Genomic DNA, 13360 nt, shown 5'->3' on the forward strand with positions numbered 1-13360 from the left:
CTATATCTTTTTGAAAAAAGATTTCAGGAATTGTGGATGGTATAGAGACATCATGATCTTTAATTCTTCAGAAAGGCTGGTCTCTTCATCTAGAAACCTGAAAATATCCTGAATGGAATTTTTTGTATAGAATTTGGTGAAGAGCGATTCTCCAAGATCATTTCTTTTTTCAAGAACATCCAGGAAAATAGCATCATACCGCTGAAATTTTTTATTCAATAGATTCGCTGAAGGTCTTAATCCGCTTTTAATATTATCGATAAGCTGCTCAACTTTCGCTTCGGTATTTTTGAAGGAGTAGCCAGAAGAGGCTTTTACCCAACCACCGGCCGTCCCAATCCTGGTTAGATAATCTGTGTTGAATTTATGAAAAGGATAGTCTGTCATTGGGATCATTCCTTTTTCTGAATCTATAACTGTGTATTTATTGATTTTTAATATTTCACTGATATACTCTTCAAGTTTTTTATCGTAAATCGCTTCTTCAGTGAGATAAGGAGTGAAGAAAGTAAATTCAACGAGGGCTTCGGTTTCTGAAGTAGGGAGAATATAAGTAAAACAGGTGCTATCCTTATACTTTACCCTGTAATCCATCATGGTAAAGACATCAGGGTCAAAATGAGCCTTTTCAGACTTTATTTTTATTCCTTTAAAATGCTGATAGATCACAGCGCATTTTTCATCATTTTCAAAGTCTGACGGAGGCCTGCTGTCAAAAAAATGCGTGGCTGTATAATTTTTTTCTTCGCCTATCGCGGTGCGTGTCACCTGGTCTATTCTCGAGATTTTGTCTTGAATGAAAAATATATCATCGGAAGACTCCAATTCAGATTTTACATGGTTGTAAAAATCTAAGGAATTCAGCATTTTATAGGAATAAGGATCCAAATCCAGATCTTCTGAAATTTCAGAAGAAATAAATTTGCCTTTTTTCCATTGTTTTGAAACTAAATGATCCCAATTCCCACGACCTTCTTCCCAGTAACACCAGGTTTTATCGTTTTCAGCTTTTTCCGAAGGTTCAATAATCGCGATCTTCTTGCCTTTGAAAAAAATATCTCGATGTATGCGCAGGGCAAGTTGAAGCCCGGCCAGACCACCACCAACAATGACGTAGTAATAATCTGGGGTTATCATTTAGTAGGGAATTTGATTATTTTCTGAAGTATTTGAAAGGTACGAAAAGCATTCCGAAGCATTCACCATCGTCTTTTCCAAGATGTTTATGATGCATTTTGTGGGCTCTTCTAATTCCTTTTGCATATTTATTATTCGCATTTCGGAATAATTTGAAACGCTGGTGAATAAAGATATCATGCACGGTGAAGTAGGTAATTCCGTATGCTAAAATTCCTAAACCAATTGGAAGACCAATCCACACATCTTCATACCTCCAAAGTAAGAAACAACCAATACTTACCAGTGCATAAAAAACGAAAAAGAGATCGTTTCTTTCCCACCAGCTGCTATGATCTTTTCTATGGTGATCTTTGTGTAGTTTCCACAAAAATCCATGCATTACGTATTTATGAGTAAACCAGGCCATTCCCTCCATGATCATGAAGGTTCCTAGAAATACCGCTATCCATAATAAAACACTCATCACTTTTAATTTTTTATATCAGATTCAACCTGTATGAAATATACGACTTGCAAAGCAGGCCGGCCTTTTCATAGTTTGGAACCCTAACCCTCCGCTTTCTAATTTCCAGCGAAGGTATTCTCTTTAATTTTTGTAACAGCTTTCTATAATAAATATATGCTGTATAAACTCCAAATTTAGCTTCTACAGGTAAATGTGCAATACCTTTTAAACCTTTATGAAAGTCGTCTTCAATTTCTTTGATGATCTGCTCCTTATTTACTTCGTTAAGCTCTGAAAGGTCAACATTTGGAAAATAACTTCGACTCAAATCTTCATAATCGGCTTTGAGATCCCGCAGGAAATTCACTTTTTGAAACGCTGAACCCAGGCTCATTGCTGAAGATTTTAGCTCTTCATACTTCTGCTCATCACCTTTTACGAAAACTTTCAGGCACATTAAGCCAACCACGTCTGCGCTACCGTAAATGTACTGTTTGTATTCTTCCATACTCAAATATTCAGACTTATGCAGATCAAGTCGCATACTGTCCATAAATGAGTTATATAATTCCGGTTGTATAGAATATTTATGTACAGTTTCCTGAAAAGCGTTGAGTATTGGATTTAATGAGATGTTGGAATCAATCGCTTTATGCAGATCAGCTTCAAAATCTTTAAATAATTCTTCTTTATTGTAATCATGGAAAGTATCTACGATCTCGTCAGCAAAACGAACAAATCCGTAAATATTATAAATATCCTGCCTGATGGAAGGGGCAAGCATTTTAGTTGCCAGAGAAAATGATGTGCTGTAAGAATTGGTTACGGTCTTACTGCACTCCCTAGAAACTATGTCAAAAATGGCTTTCATACTAATTTTTTTCATATTTCTCAATCAGTCCCGCGGCTAGTTTCCCCGAAATAAGGGAAGGTGGTACGCCGGGACCGGGTACGGTTAACTGCCCTGTAAAATAAAGCTGGTCAACTTTTTTACTTCTTAGTTTAGGTCTCAAAAATGCCGTCTGGAAAAGCGTATTGGCCATTCCGTAAGCATTACCTTTATAGGAATTATAGGCTTCTTTAAAATCTTTCACACAGAAGGATTCCTTAAATATAATTTTTGTTTTTAATTTTTGACCGGTGAGCTTTTCAAAACGGTCAAGAATAATATTAAAATAACGTTCCCTGATCTCAGGAGTATCTTCTAGATCTGGAGCTAATGGGATCAAAAATATTCCTGCTTCTTTGCCTTCAGGTGCGCAACTGTCATCTGTTATAGATGGAAAACTTGCGTAAAACAAAGGATCATCAGGCCATTTTGCCTTGTCATATATGTCTTTAGCATGTTCCTCAAAACTGGAATCAAAAAATAAAGTGTGATGAGAAACATTCTCAATTTTCTTATCAAATCCAACATAAAAGAGGAGGGAGGAAGGTGCAAAAGTTTTATTCTTCCAGTATTTTTCTGAATACTGACGTAAATCTGGATCCAGAAGTTGTTCAGAATGATGATAATCTGCACCGCTTAGAACAATATCAGCTGTGATGGTTTTTCCATTTACTGTAATTCCTTTCGCTTTTCCATTTTCTGTATTGATCTTGTCTACAGGTGAGTTCAAATGAAATTTTACACCCAAAGACTCAGCCAGGTCTCCGATGCCTTCAATAACCTTGTACATTCCGCCTTGCGGATGCCAGGTTCCCAAGCCAAAATCGGCATAATTCATAAAACTGTAAAAGGCTGGTGTGTCACTCGGTTTTGCTCCAAGAAATAAAACTGGAAATTCGAGGATCTGTCTTAGTTTGTTGTTTGAAAACTCTTTTCTAACGTCACTACTGATATTTGTAAAAAATCTACCTAATCTTTTAACAGTTTCCGGAGTGATAAGTTCCATTGGTGAAACTCCCGGTCTATAAACCAAATCCTTAATGGCAATGTTGTAATTGTCTTTAGCTTTGGAAATGAACTTTTTTAAACTTTTTGAACTTCCGGCTTCTTCTCTCTCGAAACTCTCATATATCTCCTCTAACGAACCAGGAATAGTGACCGAGTCATCTTTTCCGAAGTAAACCTGATAAGCGGGATCCAGTTTTTCGAGTTTGTAATAATCTGAAGCCTTTTTTCCAAAATCTGAAAAAAATCGTTCAAAAACATCAGGCATCCAATACCAGGTTGGGCCAATATCAAACGTAAACCCATCCTTTTTTAGCTGCCTTGCCCTTCCGCCAACACTGCTGTTTTTTTCATAAACTTCAACGGTATATCCTGCTTTAGCTAAATAGCATGAAGCGGCAAGAGCTGAAAATCCTGATCCAATTATAATAATTTTCTGGGGCATCTGGGCTGGTTAAATGGATTTAATAAATTCTGAAATAGAATGCTGTACCTTTATGTTCGGTGATATTTTTTTCTCGTCAATTTCTTTTACTCTCTGACCAAAAAGATAGAATTCATGGTCTTTTTCCAAGCATATCTTTTCCTGAAAATCCTGAATAAAATCCTGAATATCGGTATTTACAGGAGATATGGTAAGATAACTTACGAAAATTAGGTTATCGTGGATTTTCATTAAGTAATCCAAATTGTCTAATGGAAGACTTGGACCGAGGTAAATTGCGTTTTTTCCGGCGTTTAATAACTCATAATTCAGATAAAGAATTCCGATGTCATGAATTTCATTTTCCGGTAAAAACAATACATATAACTTATTATCGTGATCTTCTGGAACCTCAGATTTAAGTTCTGCAATATTGATATAAATTTTCTGTTTGATTAGCTCTACGATGTAATGCTCATGTATAGGTTTGATGGTATCGGTTTGCCAAAGCATTCCAATTTCTTCCAAAAGCGGAAGGAAGACGTCATGAAAAACTTCACTGAAATTCTTCTTTTCCCTTAACTTGTTATAAGTTCTCTGAAAGAGGCGGTCATCAAAGTTCATCATGGCCAGCTTAAAAGCATTTTTAGCTCTGTTTTCTTCACTGGAAGATGCAGAAATGCGTTTAACCAGATCATTGATTTCCTGTTCTTTCATTTTGGAAATACGGGAAATTTTATAACCGTGGCTATTTAGAAAAGCAATATTTAAAAGCTTCTGAAGATTATCTCCATTATAAGTCCTAATGTTAGTGTCGGTTCTTTCTGGAGAGAGAATATCATATCTTTTTTCCCAGATCCTGATGGTGTGTGCTTTGATACCACTAAGGTGTTCAAGATCTTTAATACTGAAATTTTGCTTTATATGTTCCATGATTGTTTATACGCGTTAAACAAATCTAAACAATAAAAAAGCTTTCCGGGATTATTGAAATGTTAAAATGTTTAATTTTAAGGTTAAATAATTAAACAAAATAATTTAAGGCATAAAAAAATCTCCAGACGGTGGAGAAGTGATTAAATATATAGTGAAAAACAGTACCCGGAGCGGGACTTGAACCCGCACGCCCTAAGGACACATGGCCCTCAACCATGCCTGTCTACCAATTCCAGCACCCGGGTGAGTCATGGATTAAAGCTCCATAAGCTGGTAATAAAAAACCGGATTTAATCCGGTGTAGAACTTATTAGTGATCTGGCTGGGGCTCGAACCCAGGACCCTCTCCTTAAAAGGGAGATGCTCTACCAACTGAGCTACCAGATCTAGAACAAAATCAATTCTTTGAACTTGCTTAGTGATCTGGCTGGGGCTCGAACCCAGGACCCTCTCCTTAAAAGGGAGATGCTCTACCAACTGAGCTACCAGATCAATAAATAGCATCCGTCGTTTTGCGAATGCGGGTGCAAATATACATTCATTAATTTATATTTCAAGCCTAAATTGGTATATTTTTATCATAGTTTTGCCTTTATCTCATTTTAAGCAGATTAGACGATGAAAATTTTTCTATTAGGTTATATGGGTTCTGGTAAATCTTATATCGGAAAAGGTTTAGCAGAAAGAATAGCCCAAAATTTTATAGATTTTGATGAAGAAATCGAAAAAAGGGAAAAATCCAGTATTTCTCAGATTTTTCAGAAAAAAGGAGAGATCTATTTCAGAAAATTAGAAAGACAATTACTGGAAGAATTTGTTTCTTCAGATGAAGATGGGGTTATTTCACTGGGTGGCGGAACACCATGTTATGGAGATAATATGGATTTGATACGATCAGACAAAAATGCTGTTTCAATTTATCTGAAATTAAATATCGATAACCTTACCACCAGACTCGAAAAAGAAAAGTCACACAGGCCCATGATCGCTCATTTGGAAGAACGTGAAAAGTTAGAAGAGTTTATAAGAAAACATCTTTTTGAAAGAGGATTCTATTACAATCAAAGTGAAATAATTCTTGACTGTAATGATAAATCGAGCGAGGAAATTATTTCTGAAATCCAGGCGAGGTTAGGATAATTCCACTCTTTCCTTATTTTTTTCAAATATCACTTTCACTGTTTCACTTAAGGAAGTAGACAGCGATATTCCTTTGAAATCTGCCTTTACCGGGTATTTCTTATGATTTCGGTCTACAAGCACAGCAGTTTTAAATTGCTTTAAAGGAACTTCCAGAAAATGTCTTACGCCATAGATGAGCGTGGTTCCAGAATTAAGTACATCATCCACTAATATTATAGATTTATCCTGGTATTCTTCAGCAGTAAGCGAGGTTTTTACTGGTCCTAACGGATTTTTCTTATCGATCTCTACCTTACAAAGCAATGTCTTTAGAGAAGAAATGTCTTTTAATTCTTTTTCCAGTTTTTCAGCAAGTACGTAACCATTTTTAGCGATGCCGGCGATGATGATTTCCTTTTCGTCCACATTGCTTTCGTAGATCTGGTAAGCGATTCTGCGAATTTTATGCTTTATTTCCTGCTGATCTAAAATTGGGTGATGATCTTTCATCTTTTATTTTTTTCTGAATTCAAAAAACAATTCATTTCCCTCTCTGGGCTTGATTGAGTTGTAACAAGCCTCTAAAATATCTATTTTGTAGAAAGGGCTAAAATACGTTAAATATTCTTCTTTACTGCCCCCAAATGGAGGGCCGTCCGGTCTCAATTCAAAATTGAAAAGCAGTCCGCATATTCTGCCATTCTCTTTAAGTAATTCTGAAGTTTTTCTTGCATAATCTGGTCTTTTATCAACAGGCAGGGCACAGAAGAATGTCTGTTCCAGGATGAGATCAAATTCTTTATTTATTTCAAAAAAGTCTCCCTGGATGATCTGATCTTCAGGAAATTCAGGTAGCCTGGATCTGAGATTCTCAATCGGTTCTTTTGCGATATCACATACCCAGATATTTTTGAATCCGTTTTTGAAGAGATATTCAGCTTCATAAGAGTTTCCTGCTCCAGGAATGAGAATCTTCAAATTCTTATTTTCCAGTTGATCGATATACTCCTTGATTGGAGTGGATATATGACCGATATCCCAACCGGTTTTTCCTTCTTGATACCTGGCAGACCAGAATTCCTTATTCATCTTTTTTATCAGGATTATCAGTTACATCGTCACTGGCATTCTCAAACCAGTCATCAATATCTCTACGGTCTTTTTTAGTAGGTCTTCCGGTTCCCTTCTTACGATAATAATCTTTGGAATATTTTAGCAGATCCAGTTTTTCAAAAGCCTCTTTGGGAGTTACATCATGCACGTAAAGATTCACCAGTTTTGCTCCAACCCGGCTTTTTGGAAGGTCAAGGATCTCGATCTCGTAATTGATCTGATTTTTCCTTACCCGAAGTTTATCTCCAGGAAAAACATCTTTTGACGGCTTTAAAATCTCATCGTCAAGCCTCACCTTTCCTTGCTTGCAGGCATTCGTGGCGATGCTTCTGGTCTTGAAATATCTAACACTCCATAAAAACTTATCAACTCTCATAATTTGACCTCCAATTCAGCGTTCAATATTGAGCAAAAATACAAGATTATTGTATCTTGCGGCTCCAAAATAGAATTCTGATGAGAATAAACAAACTTTTACTGATTTGCCTTACGGCTTTTCTTGTTTTTTCATGTGATAAGGATGATGATGAAATTGTTCCCGTAGTTTTAAGAGATCGGGGAGAACAGGCCATTGAAGATGATAAGGCCCTGATAGACTATATGTCTACCCATTTTTATAATTACGAAGATTTTGAAAATCCTACAGAGGATTTTGATTATGTGATACGTTTTGACACCATCGCAGGAGAAAACGCTGATAAAACTCCGATCATTGATTCTGATGATCTTATTACGAAAACAGTGAATAAAGAAGGGGTAGACCAGCTTTTATATGTTTTGAAGGTGCGTGAAGGGGTAGGACGTAAACCAACATTTGCCGACTCTACTTTTGTAACTTATGCCGGTGAATTATTAACAGGATCAAATTTTGAGAGTAAATTGAAATCCCCGGTTTGGTTCAACCTTTCTCCATATTATTCAATTAGCCAGGGTGGTGTAAGTCCGGCGGTTATCGATGGTTTTGGTGAAGCGCTTCAGGAGTTTGGAGGAGCCAGTGGATATTCTGTAAATTCAGATAATACCATAAGCTGGAATAATGATTACGGGATAGGTGCTGTATTTGTTCCTTCCGGGTTAGGTTACTTTAATGTGCCGAGATCGGGAATTCCATCTTATTCTCCTATTGTTTTTCAGTTTAGTATGTATATAGCCAGGGAAGCTGATCATGATAATGATGGTATTCCTTCTTATCTTGAAGACCTTGACGGTGATGAAAATGTGCTGAATGACGATTCTGATGAAGATGGATTGGCTAATATTTCTGATCCTGACGATGATGGAGATGGAACTCCGACAAGAGACGAGATCGTAATTAATGAAGATGGGAGCATTACCTTCCCTGATGCAAACGATAATGGTATTCCAGATTATTTAGATCCAGATACTTTTCAATAGTATTTGATCTTTTATGAAAATAAAAAAAGCCGGCATTGTTTGCCGGCTTTTTTTATTCTTTCAATTGAATTAATTTATTTTCCTCCAACAGATCTCAGATCCTGAACACAGGCATCATCCATATTCGGAACTCCGCTGCCATCAATGACATTTATCACACCGCTACCAAATTCTATGGAAGCACGCATAAGGCAACCTTCAGTTATACAGTGGCCTTCATTATCCGGATCTTCGTGATCTGATACCGGTTCTGTTCCAAGATCTACCAGACCAAATAAATGACCAAATTCATGGTTTAAGGTAGCCGCTTCAATAGTTGCACGATCCGGAGCGCCTGGTCTGCCGGCAAATTCCCTGATCGTTTTCTCATAGATTACCATGGAAGTATTTCTGTAAGCCGATCCTAATACAAACTTTTCATTAGTATCTTTTTCGTTGCTTCCATCAGCAAAATAGATATAAACCGCAATTTCGTCACCTACGTTGTAAGCTGTGCGTTCATTCTTTTCAATTTCCACAATTTCTTCTACTGAAAAAGGAGCTTTACCAGAAGAGTTTGCTGCTCGTATATTGATTTGTATCCCGTCAGGCTTGTGAATTCGTGATTCCAGGAAACTCTGAAACTTTGCAACACCTTCATCTGTCGGGCGATTTCCCTCCACATAAACCATTTCAATATTAAGAGAAGTATAGGTCATATCACTCAAAAGATCTGAAGCAGAGGTTCCCAGACTTTTAAGATTTGCGGTTCGGTCTATAGAACCATTTCCGCCAGAATTAGGATCGTCTGTAGAACAGGAAGCGATCAATGTGATGGAAAAAATAAATATCAGTAATCTTTTTATTTTAATCATGATGAAATTTGTGGATTGTCGCAAAAATAGAAAAAATTGTTCTTGGGAATTGTTTATGCTTTGTTAGAATAACGTAAGTATTTGAAAATTATGACTTCAAAGTTAATTTTGCGAGGTAATCACAATTTTCTCCACTCTCGATAATTGTGAATGCAAACCCATTTTTTTCTGCTGATTCTTTTAAAAGCTGGGGATCAATATACAACCAGCTAAAAGAATCAGATTCAGAATTTTTGTAGCTGATCTTGAATTCCAGTTCGCCGTAATATGGATCATCCGGAATATTATCTTCTTCAAAAAGATAGATAAGATCAGAAGAGTCCATAAGAATTTGCCCTTTTTTGTCCAATATCGTTTTACAGTGAGCGAAGAAATCGTCCAGATTTTCCAGTTTGCCAATAATCCCGCTTCCATTCATGAGAAGAAGAAGCGTGTCAAATTTTTCATTCCTAATACTGAAGAAATCCTGAACTTCTGCATTTTCGACACCACGTAATTTTGCGATTTCAATTGCGCCGGCTGAAGTGTCTATAGCTTTTACATCTGCATTATTCAATTTTTGTAATTCAAGCGCATGGCTTCCGGCTCCGCAGCCAACATCTAAGATTTTTCCGTAGCAGGATTTTAGAGCCGTTTGTTCTACAACAGGCATTTCCTCAAAGCTTCTGAAAAGATAATTTACAGGAATCACATCGTCATCAAAATCTGGAGAATGTACCAGAATATCGGTTCGATCGTTATCCTTATAAAATGCTTTGATGGCGGTGCCGAATATATCCTTATTTTTGTCCAATGGAAGAAATTCTTAAAAGTTTACCTGAAAAGGCCAAAGATAAGAAGAAGGAAAATAGGAAATTCTTTTCCAAGTTAAAGAAAAGACCGCCTAAAGATCTGGATTCTCTGATGGTGGAATTACATGAAGATGAATTTTCCCGCACAGATTGTCTTACCTGTGCAAATTGCTGTAAAACTACCGGACCATTATTCACCCAGAAAGACATCGAAAGAATTGCGAAACACTTCAGGATGAAACCGGGTGAATTTATAGATGCGTATTTAAGAATGGATGAGGAAAATGATTATGTGTTGCAGCAGGTACCGTGTCCTTTTTTAGGTGCAGATAATTACTGTTCGATTTACGATAAACGGCCCAAGGCTTGTCGGGAATATCCTCATACAGACCGGAAGGATTTTCATAAGATTTCAACCATCACCATTCGTAATACTGCTGTTTGTCCAGCCGCTTTTAATATTGTGGAAGAGATGAAAAGGAGATTGGCTAAGGGAAATTGATCAGCTGGCTCTCTTTTCAGTTATATAATACAGAGTAGCTCCTAAAAGCGGAATAGCAAGAATTACCAGGAACCAAATTATCTTTGCTAAGACGCTTATGTCATTTGCAATTAGGTCTATTATCATTCTTACTACGAAGACTGCAATTAAAATAAAAAGTGCAAAAATAAATATTGGTTCCAATGGTCAGTTTTTTAAGGGTAGATCAGGTATTTTGATCGTGTTGTTTCAAATTGTGAAAGGCCTTTTTTCCAGCTATCTCTTATTTGCTGAATAGATTCACCATCTTCAATTTGTTGCTGAAGTTTTTTCGTGCCGGCCAGATTAGTGAAAAAAGGAATGAAGAACTCAGATTTTTCAGAAGTATTCTGATAGGCTTTTATTAGCCATTCTAAATTAAGTTGATTCAGTCTATCTGAATCTGTCAAATTTTCCCCATAACATATTTTCCCTGAATGCTTTGGATATTTTGCCCCGTCCATCGGCTTTGGGGTATATGAAAATTGAAAAACATCACTATCTAAAAATGGTGATCCATAAACCTGAAATTGTGTATTTGTTCCTCTTCCTGCATTTACATTGGTACCTTCAAAAAAGCAAAGGCTCGGGTAAAGATTTATAGATTGGTCATTGGGCAAATTCGGGGAAGGTTTTACAGGTAAAGAATACAATTTGTTATGGTCGTAATTGGACATCTCAATTATTTGTAATTCACATTGAATCCCATTTTTTAGCCATTTCTCACCATTGATCATTTTTGCATATTCAGCAATCGTCATTCCATGCACCACGGGGACTGGATGCATACCTACGAAACTTTGGTGTTCCGTTTCGAGTATAGGTCCGTCAATATAATGCCCGTTTGGATTTGGTCTGTCCAAAATAAGCAACGGAATATTATTTTCGGCACTGGCTTCCATGATATAATGGAGAGATGATATATAAGTATAAAACCTGGCCCCAACATCCTGAATATCGAAGATCATTATATCCACATCGCTAAGCGATTCTTTGGAAGGCTTTTTCTGATCTCCATACAGTGAAACTACCGGCAAACCTGTTTTTATATCCATACCGTTTTTCACGATTTCACCTGCATCTGCCGTTCCTCTAAAACCGTGCTCCGGGGCAAAAACCTTTTTGATTTTTATTTTTAATTGCAGTAATGAATCAACCAGATGCGTATAATTGCCATTTTCCTTTCGTATAATGGAAGTCTGGTTGCCCACGATCCCGACTTTTTTATTCTTCAATAATGGCAGGTATTCTTCAGTTCGATTGGCTCCGGTGATAATTTCCTGAATCGGCGATTTCTTAATTTCAGATTTCGGAGTCTCCTTAGTTTCTTCGTTCGATTGCTTGTTGGTGTTTCCGCAGGAAAGAATTCCGATAAGAAAGAATAAAAATGTACTTTTGAGCAATCTCTTAATCATAGAATATTGAATTTCGAGTATTTCGTTGTAAAGCGCTTAATCAGCACTAAAAAGTATAAAAGTAGCATATCTGCACCTATAATAAAAATAGCGATCACAGCGATCGCTATTGGGGTTATTATGATGCTTGTTTCTTTTGCAACCGGGTTGGGATTACAGGAGAAGATTAGAGATAAGATCGCTGCCTTTAATGGTCATATCAATATTTCAAGCTACGATAACAACAGTTCAAAAGTTTCTCTGATTCCTGTTTCTAAAGAGCAGGACTTTTATCCTGAATTCACCACGGTAGAGGGTATAAAACATGTGCAGGCGGTGGCCACAAAATTCGCAGTGATAAGGACCGAAGATGATTTTGAAGGAGTTATCGTGAAGGGAGTTGGAGATGATTACAACTGGGAATATTTTGAAGAATTCCTGGTTGAGGGTAAGCTTCCTGATTTTTCAGATAAATTAAATGATCAAGTCCTTATTTCTCAATATTTGGCTAATCGGCTTCAGCTGGAAGTAGGAGATAGGGTGCCCACTTATTTTTTAAGAGAGGACAGTGAACGACCCATTGCCAGAGGTTTTGAGATCACCGGGATCTACGAATCCGGGTTTCAGGAATTTGATGAATTATATCTCCTGGCCGATCTTAGGCATATTCAGCGTATTAATAAATGGGAGGACGACCAGGTTGGTAATTTCGAAGTTTTTGTAGCTAATTTTGATGAGCTGGATCAAAAGGGAAATGAAGTATATGAGAATACCGGTTCTTTTCTGGACACTCAAACTATAAGTCAGAAATACTATTCCATTTTCGAATGGCTGTCCTTATTCGATTTTAATATTGCCTTGATCATAGGGATCATGATTCTTGTTGCAGGAATTAATATGATCACTGCTTTGCTCGTGCTTATCCTGGAAAGAACACAAATGATCGGAATTTTGAAAGGTCTCGGAGCTGCCGACTGGAGCATCAGGAAGATCTTTTTATACAATGCCGGATATCTTATTATTCTCGGTCTATTTTGGGGAAATTTAATTGGAATCGGAATTCTGGCTCTTCAGAAATATTTCAAATTAATTCCGCTGGACCCGCGCACCTATTATGTAACAGAAGTCCCTATATATCTTAACTGGGATTATATTCTCGCGGTGAATATTGGCACGCTCATCCTTTGTATGCTTATGTTGCTGATACCTTCCGTTATCATTTCGAAAATATCCCCGGTAAAAGCGATTAAGTTCGAATAAAATTTCCGACGAAAATATAAGCAAGTCTAATCCTTGGTTTAAGGCTCTAGGATTTTTTACATTTGCACTCTT

General features: G+C 37.0%; 15 protein-coding genes and 3 tRNA genes. 4 read left to right on the plus strand and 14 right to left on the minus strand.

Going from position 1 to position 13360, the window contains the following annotated elements; translation table 11 throughout:
- From AC2S94_RS08800 to AC2S94_RS08835, 8 genes are all read right to left on the minus strand, one after another.
- Positions 1-1137 (minus strand): lycopene cyclase family protein, encoded by a 1137-nt coding sequence (locus AC2S94_RS08800; RefSeq protein ID WP_484628240.1) that lies wholly within the window; start codon positions 1135-1137, stop codon positions 1-3.
- Between the two features lie 16 nt (positions 1138-1153).
- The gene (locus AC2S94_RS08805) at positions 1154-1603 is read right to left on the minus strand and encodes a sterol desaturase family protein (protein WP_484628241.1); all 450 of its coding nucleotides are present in this window, start codon (positions 1601-1603) and stop codon (positions 1154-1156) included.
- A gap of 13 nt (positions 1604-1616) precedes the next feature.
- Entirely contained in the window at positions 1617-2456 is an 840-nt protein-coding gene (locus AC2S94_RS08810; RefSeq protein ID WP_484628242.1) for a phytoene/squalene synthase family protein, read from the minus strand.
- A 1-nt stretch (position 2457) separates the two neighbouring features.
- The gene (locus AC2S94_RS08815) at positions 2458-3924 is read right to left on the minus strand and encodes a phytoene desaturase family protein (RefSeq protein ID WP_484628243.1); all 1467 of its coding nucleotides are present in this window, start codon (positions 3922-3924) and stop codon (positions 2458-2460) included.
- Between the two features lie 9 nt (positions 3925-3933).
- Entirely contained in the window at positions 3934-4836 is a 903-nt protein-coding gene (locus tag AC2S94_RS08820) for a MerR family transcriptional regulator (RefSeq protein WP_484628244.1), read from the minus strand.
- 165 nt (positions 4837-5001) lie between these two features.
- Positions 5002-5084: transfer RNA gene (locus tag AC2S94_RS08825), tRNA-Leu, on the minus strand.
- A 69-nt stretch (positions 5085-5153) separates the two neighbouring features.
- Positions 5154-5226: transfer RNA gene (locus AC2S94_RS08830), tRNA-Lys, on the minus strand.
- Between the two features lie 32 nt (positions 5227-5258).
- A tRNA-Lys gene (locus AC2S94_RS08835) sits at positions 5259-5331 on the minus strand.
- Between the two features lie 126 nt (positions 5332-5457).
- Here AC2S94_RS08835 and AC2S94_RS08840 point away from each other — a divergent pair.
- Positions 5458-5979: a shikimate kinase gene (locus tag AC2S94_RS08840; RefSeq protein ID WP_484628245.1), complete on the plus strand. Its 522-nt coding sequence runs from the start codon at positions 5458-5460 to the stop codon at positions 5977-5979.
- Here the strand turns inward: AC2S94_RS08840 and AC2S94_RS08845 are convergent.
- Genes AC2S94_RS08845 through AC2S94_RS08855 form a run of 3 tightly spaced genes read right to left on the minus strand, consistent with a single transcriptional unit; the run spans position 5971 to position 7450 of the window.
- Positions 5971-6471 carry a phosphoribosyltransferase family protein gene (locus AC2S94_RS08845; protein ID WP_484628246.1) on the minus strand — a complete coding sequence of 167 codons (501 nt, stop codon included), beginning with the start codon at positions 6469-6471 and terminating at the stop codon, positions 5971-5973. The genes AC2S94_RS08840 and AC2S94_RS08845 overlap by 9 nt on opposite strands.
- A gap of 3 nt (positions 6472-6474) precedes the next feature.
- On the minus strand, positions 6475-7050 hold the full coding sequence (locus tag AC2S94_RS08850; protein ID WP_484628247.1) for a methyltransferase domain-containing protein: 576 nt from the start codon (positions 7048-7050) through the stop codon (positions 6475-6477).
- The gene (locus AC2S94_RS08855) at positions 7043-7450 is read right to left on the minus strand and encodes an RNA-binding S4 domain-containing protein (RefSeq protein ID WP_484628248.1); all 408 of its coding nucleotides are present in this window, start codon (positions 7448-7450) and stop codon (positions 7043-7045) included. Before AC2S94_RS08855 ends, AC2S94_RS08850 begins: the two co-directional genes overlap by 8 nt.
- An 80-nt stretch (positions 7451-7530) precedes the next feature.
- Between AC2S94_RS08855 and AC2S94_RS08860 the strand changes: the two genes are divergently transcribed.
- On the plus strand, positions 7531-8469 hold the full coding sequence (locus AC2S94_RS08860) for an FKBP-type peptidyl-prolyl cis-trans isomerase (protein ID WP_484628249.1): 939 nt from the start codon (positions 7531-7533) through the stop codon (positions 8467-8469).
- 74 nt (positions 8470-8543) lie between these two features.
- On the opposite strand, the gene AC2S94_RS08865 is transcribed toward AC2S94_RS08860, so the two are convergent.
- The gene (locus AC2S94_RS08865) at positions 8544-9323 is read right to left on the minus strand and encodes a hypothetical protein (protein ID WP_484628250.1); all 780 of its coding nucleotides are present in this window, start codon (positions 9321-9323) and stop codon (positions 8544-8546) included.
- An 88-nt stretch (positions 9324-9411) separates the two neighbouring features.
- Positions 9412-10116, minus strand: a complete 705-nt coding sequence (locus tag AC2S94_RS08870; RefSeq protein WP_484628251.1) for a class I SAM-dependent methyltransferase — start codon at positions 10114-10116, stop codon at positions 9412-9414.
- Between AC2S94_RS08870 and AC2S94_RS08875 the strand changes: the two genes are divergently transcribed.
- On the plus strand, positions 10116-10616 hold the full coding sequence (locus AC2S94_RS08875) for a YkgJ family cysteine cluster protein (protein WP_484628252.1): 501 nt from the start codon (positions 10116-10118) through the stop codon (positions 10614-10616). The genes AC2S94_RS08870 and AC2S94_RS08875 overlap by 1 nt on opposite strands.
- A gap of 194 nt (positions 10617-10810) precedes the next feature.
- Here AC2S94_RS08875 and AC2S94_RS08880 read toward each other — a convergent pair whose 3' ends face one another.
- Entirely contained in the window at positions 10811-12049 is a 1239-nt protein-coding gene (locus AC2S94_RS08880) for an exo-beta-N-acetylmuramidase NamZ family protein (protein WP_484628253.1), read from the minus strand.
- A 6-nt stretch (positions 12050-12055) separates the two neighbouring features.
- Here AC2S94_RS08880 and AC2S94_RS08885 point away from each other — a divergent pair, with 6 nt between their 5' ends.
- Complete coding sequence (locus AC2S94_RS08885; protein ID WP_484628254.1) at positions 12056-13288, plus strand: ABC transporter permease; 1233 nt, start codon at positions 12056-12058, stop codon at positions 13286-13288.
- Positions 13289-13360: the final 72 nt, after the last annotated feature.

This window comes from Christiangramia pacifica (assembly GCF_057221535.1).